Here is a 1,300-nt window from a genome sequence, read left to right as displayed (position 1 = left end):
AAAATGAAATATGTATAAGAACTTTAATAGATGATGATTTTCCTTTGATGTTAAAATGGTTAACTGATGAAAGAGTATTAGAATTTTATGGTGGTAGAGATAAAAAATATACATTAGAATCATTAAAAAAACATTATACAGAGCCTTGGGAAGATGAAGTTTTTAGAGTAATTATTGAATATAACAATGTTCCTATTGGATATGGACAAATATATAAAATGTATGATGAGTTATATACTGATTATCATTATCCAAAAACTGATGAGATAGTCTATGGTATGGATCAATTTATAGGAGAGCCAAATTATTGGAGTAAAGGAATTGGTACAAGATATATTAAATTGATTTTTGAATTTTTGAAAAAAGAAAGAAATGCTAATGCAGTTATTTTAGACCCTCATAAAAATAATCCAAGAGCAATAAGGGCATACCAAAAATCTGGTTTTAGAATTATTGAAGATTTGCCAGAACATGAATTACACGAGGGCAAAAAAGAAGATTGTTATTTAATGGAATATAGATATGATGATAATGCCACAAATGTTAAGGCAATGAAATATTTAATTGAGCATTACTTTGATAATTTCAAAGTAGATAGTATTGAAATAATCGGTAGTGGTTATGATAGTGTGGCATATTTAGTTAATAATGAATACATTTTTAAAACAAAATTTAGTACTAATAAGAAAAAAGGTTATGCAAAAGAAAAAGCAATATATAATTTTTTAAATACAAATTTAGAAACTAATGTAAAAATTCCTAATATTGAATATTCGTATATTAGTGATGAATTATCTATACTAGGTTATAAAGAAATTAAAGGAACTTTTTTAACACCAGAAATTTATTCTACTATGTCAGAAGAAGAACAAAATTTGTTAAAACGAGATATTGCCAGTTTTTTAAGACAAATGCACGGTTTAGATTATACAGATATTAGTGAATGTACTATTGATAATAAACAAAATGTATTAGAAGAGTATATATTGTTGCGTGAAACTATTTATAATGATTTAACTGATATAGAAAAAGATTATATAGAAAGTTTTATGGAAAGACTAAATGCAACAACAGTTTTTGAGGGTAAAAAGTGTTTATGCCATAATGATTTTAGTTGTAATCATCTATTGTTAGATGGCAATAATAGATTAACTGGAATAATTGATTTTGGAGATTCTGGAATTATAGATGAATATTGTGATTTTATATACTTACTTGAAGATAGTGAAGAAGAAATAGGAACAAATTTTGGAGAAGATATATTAAGAATGTATGGAAATATAGATATTGAGAAAGCAAA

General features: G+C 25.0%; 1 protein-coding gene. It reads left to right on the top strand.

Annotated features, from left to right (window positions below; genetic code table 11):
• Window positions 1–1,300, top strand: a 1,300-nt coding sequence (gene aph(2'')-I / locus PGR14_RS16005) for an APH(2'')-Ia/If/Ih family aminoglycoside O-phosphotransferase (RefSeq protein ID WP_270223726.1), incomplete at both ends; no start/stop codon positions are given.

Source organism: Coprococcus sp. AF99-45, from assembly GCF_027663865.1.
Taxonomy (GTDB): domain Bacteria; phylum Bacillota; class Clostridia; order Lachnospirales; family Lachnospiraceae; genus Allocoprococcus; species Allocoprococcus comes.
Note: the sequence above shows the minus strand (reverse complement) of the source record. Positions and strands in the feature narration are given on the sequence as shown.